The sequence below is a fragment of the Lactobacillus pasteurii DSM 23907 = CRBIP 24.76 genome, from assembly GCF_000297025.1.
Taxonomy (GTDB): Bacteria; Bacillota; Bacilli; order Lactobacillales; family Lactobacillaceae; genus Lactobacillus; species Lactobacillus pasteurii.
Genome location: NZ_CAKD01000003.1, coordinates 1 through 2,538 on the forward strand (window position 1 = coordinate 1; position 2,538 = coordinate 2,538).

Genomic DNA, 2,538 nt, shown 5'->3' on the forward strand with positions numbered 1-2,538 from the left:
GATTTTGAGGAATTAATTGAGGGCACAAAAAAAGACGAGCATTGCTCGTCTTCTCTGAAATTATGACAAGGAACCAGTGATTCTGCTGCGACGGTCTTCGTACCAGTCGTCCCATGCATCGAAAGTAGTCATGGTTTCAGGTTCAATGTGTTCATCCTTAACGATTTCATCAAGGATAGCTTTGAAGTTGTAATCGTGGTATTGCAATACGTGCTTAACCAAGTTCTTGCGAGTGAAGTGGATGTTGTTAAGAAGGTAAGTGTTGATGTCAACGATGTTGTTGTGTTCGTTGTCGTACATACCCATAATTTCCAAGTCTTCTTCGCCAAACTTTGCAATATAGAAGTTAGCAAAGCTAGTCAAGTAGGCAGGTTGTTCCTTGTATTCTTCTTGTGGCATTACTACGCGGTTAGCTTCAGGCATAACAACTGTAAGATCAGGTTCTTTTTCTTCTTCCTTTTCTTCAGTCTTTTCTTCGGCTTCTGCAGTGGCAGCAATCTTTTTTTCTTCTTCAGTCAAAGCAATTCTCCTTATCTGTACATGAAAAATTAGCAAATCAATTATAATTTTACCTAGTTTAAGCTGTAAAGGCAAACATGTTCTTATATTTGTTTAGTAGGAGTCGACATCTTCCTTGGTGATCTGATCAGGACTGGTGTGGCCATTTTCGTATGCGTGGCGGTAGAGATCAATCAAGTCCTGCGGACTCCAGGCATTAGCGTTGTAGCCAAGCTCGTTTAAGCGGTCCTTAATCTCCTTAATAGTAGGCTGAGTAACGGTCTTGCCGTCAACTGTATGATCGCCCTTAGCCCCGGCGCCAGTAGAGCCAGCAGTTCCAGTGGCAGTAGAACTAGTAGAAGATTTGGAGCTAGAAGTAGACTCTTGCATACTCTTAAGTCTTTCAAGGGCGTCTTGAGCCTGCGTCTTATATTTCTGGTAAAAAATCTGGTCAATATACGATAGATCTAAGATTGCCTGGTAGTTATTTCTAGCTTCATCAATTTGGCCAGAGGATTCATTGTCTTGGGCCTTCTTTAGTAGAGGCTGGATATCTTCTTCATAATAATACTCGGCCGTCTTAAGATTGTTGATCAAGCGCTGAGCGTGGTCGTTTAATAGCCAGTAGCCGTGTGAATCAATCGCAGACTTAGCAAGGCTAGAAGCCTTAGTGAATTGACCTTTCTTAGCATAGCTTAATGCCTTAGTCATATCTTTAGCCTGCTTTGCGTAAACAGAAGCAGATTTAGTTTGCTTAACAGCATAGGCATCATCGAACTTAGCTTGGGCCTTAGCATATTCTTCTTCTTTGACTAAGTGCTTAGCTTGGTTCATCAACTTGTCGTATTTGACCTTGTTTTGGTCGATTCTAATTGGTTGGGGCTGATTTTGGCGGTAAGTGATATAAGAGCCGGCAGCAAGGATAGCTAATACAGCTAGGGCAGAGATAGCCCAGATAGTTTTATGTTTCATAGATTCCCCCTCGAAATTGTTTCTTTACCTTCAACTTTACCAGATGGCAATGCTTTCTTCAAAAATGTAAAACAAAATTTAAAAATCTTGGGAAAATCGCCCAGGTAAATTCGTTATTAATAGTGTAAGGCTTCTGCGCAGATAACTTACATTCACGATCTAACTCAAATTAAACATAATAATAAGGTAGGAATTGAAACAATGAACTTTGAACTTTTAGAACAAGCTGTTCAATACGGTATTTATAATAAGGAAACCGACAAGACTAATACTAAGGTAATGAAGTATGTTAAGGAAACTGCTAAGGCTGAAGAATTAGCTAGCGTTGGTAAGGCGATCAGTCAGCTGATGGGGGATGAATTGCATACAGCAACTTTAGTTAAGTATGAAGGCATTGACCTATTAGCAGACGATAATAATTAAGACCAGTAATAACAGAACTTGAAATTGAAAAAGGAGAGCATATAAATGGCAGAAACTACTAAAGCATTGAAACTAACTTTTACGAACTCGGAAGGAAAAAAGTCCAGCTTGACTTTATCTAAAGTAGCTAAGGACTTGACGCCAGAAATCATTGGCCAAGCAATGGAAAAGATCAGTCAGGCCAATGTCTTTAATAAAGAAGGGAAGGATTTATATATCTCACCTCAAGGCGCTGTATATATTGAACGCACTGTCACTGATGCTTATACTAACCCAGAAGCTAAGGACGATAAGCAGGACTAGTATAGGAATAGTCGAAGACTTGATATCGGTGATGGAGTTAATTGAGCGACTCCGAACAAAAATGCGTTGTTTCTTTACAGAGTAAGAGAATTTTTGTCAAAATTTTGTAAAATTAACGACTTATAAAGATATTAGTAAGAATTGATAAAGGTAGGGGAATCCCTACCTTTATTTGTTTATAGCGAATCAGGTTTGATATTACAGAATTTCATGAAAATAAAAATGGTAGTATAGCATTGTTACAAATCAAAAAATACGGCTATAACACTTGCTTTATACCCTAAAGGTAGGTACAATATGAATCGTGGTAAGTAATAGGACCCTCTGCTTCTGGCGCCTCGC

General features: G+C 39.0%; 4 protein-coding genes. 2 read left to right on the plus strand and 2 right to left on the minus strand.

Going from position 1 to position 2,538, the window contains the following annotated elements:
• Positions 1-60: 60 nt before the first annotated feature.
• Together BN53_RS01135 and BN53_RS01140 are read right to left on the minus strand one after the other, a co-directional pair.
• Entirely contained in the window at positions 61-519 is a 459-nt protein-coding gene (locus BN53_RS01135) for a hypothetical protein (protein ID WP_009559034.1), read from the minus strand.
• A gap of 93 nt (positions 520-612) precedes the next feature.
• Positions 613-1,470, minus strand: a complete 858-nt coding sequence (locus BN53_RS01140; protein WP_009559035.1) for a hypothetical protein — start codon at positions 1,468-1,470, stop codon at positions 613-615.
• Positions 1,471-1,671: 201 nt separating this feature from the next.
• On the opposite strand from BN53_RS01140, the gene BN53_RS01145 reads away from it, so the two are divergent.
• A complete protein-coding gene (locus BN53_RS01145) occupies positions 1,672-1,893 on the plus strand; it encodes a DUF1659 domain-containing protein (protein WP_009559036.1) in 222 nt (73 codons plus the stop codon).
• Between the two features lie 45 nt (positions 1,894-1,938).
• The gene (locus tag BN53_RS01150) at positions 1,939-2,196 is read left to right on the plus strand and encodes a DUF2922 domain-containing protein (RefSeq protein ID WP_009559037.1); all 258 of its coding nucleotides are present in this window, start codon (positions 1,939-1,941) and stop codon (positions 2,194-2,196) included.
• The last annotated feature ends 342 nt before the right edge of the window (positions 2,197-2,538 follow it).

Excerpts from the sequence above, each read along its gene's own strand:
- BN53_RS01140 (WP_009559035.1), bottom strand. The coding sequence starts at position 1,470 with ATGAAACATAAAACTATCTGGGCTATCTCTGCCCTAGCTGTATTAGCT.
- BN53_RS01145 (WP_009559036.1), top strand. The coding sequence starts at position 1,672 with ATGAACTTTGAACTTTTAGAACAAGCTGTTCAATACGGTATTTATAAT.
- BN53_RS01150 (WP_009559037.1), top strand. The coding sequence starts at position 1,939 with ATGGCAGAAACTACTAAAGCATTGAAACTAACTTTTACGAACTCGGAA.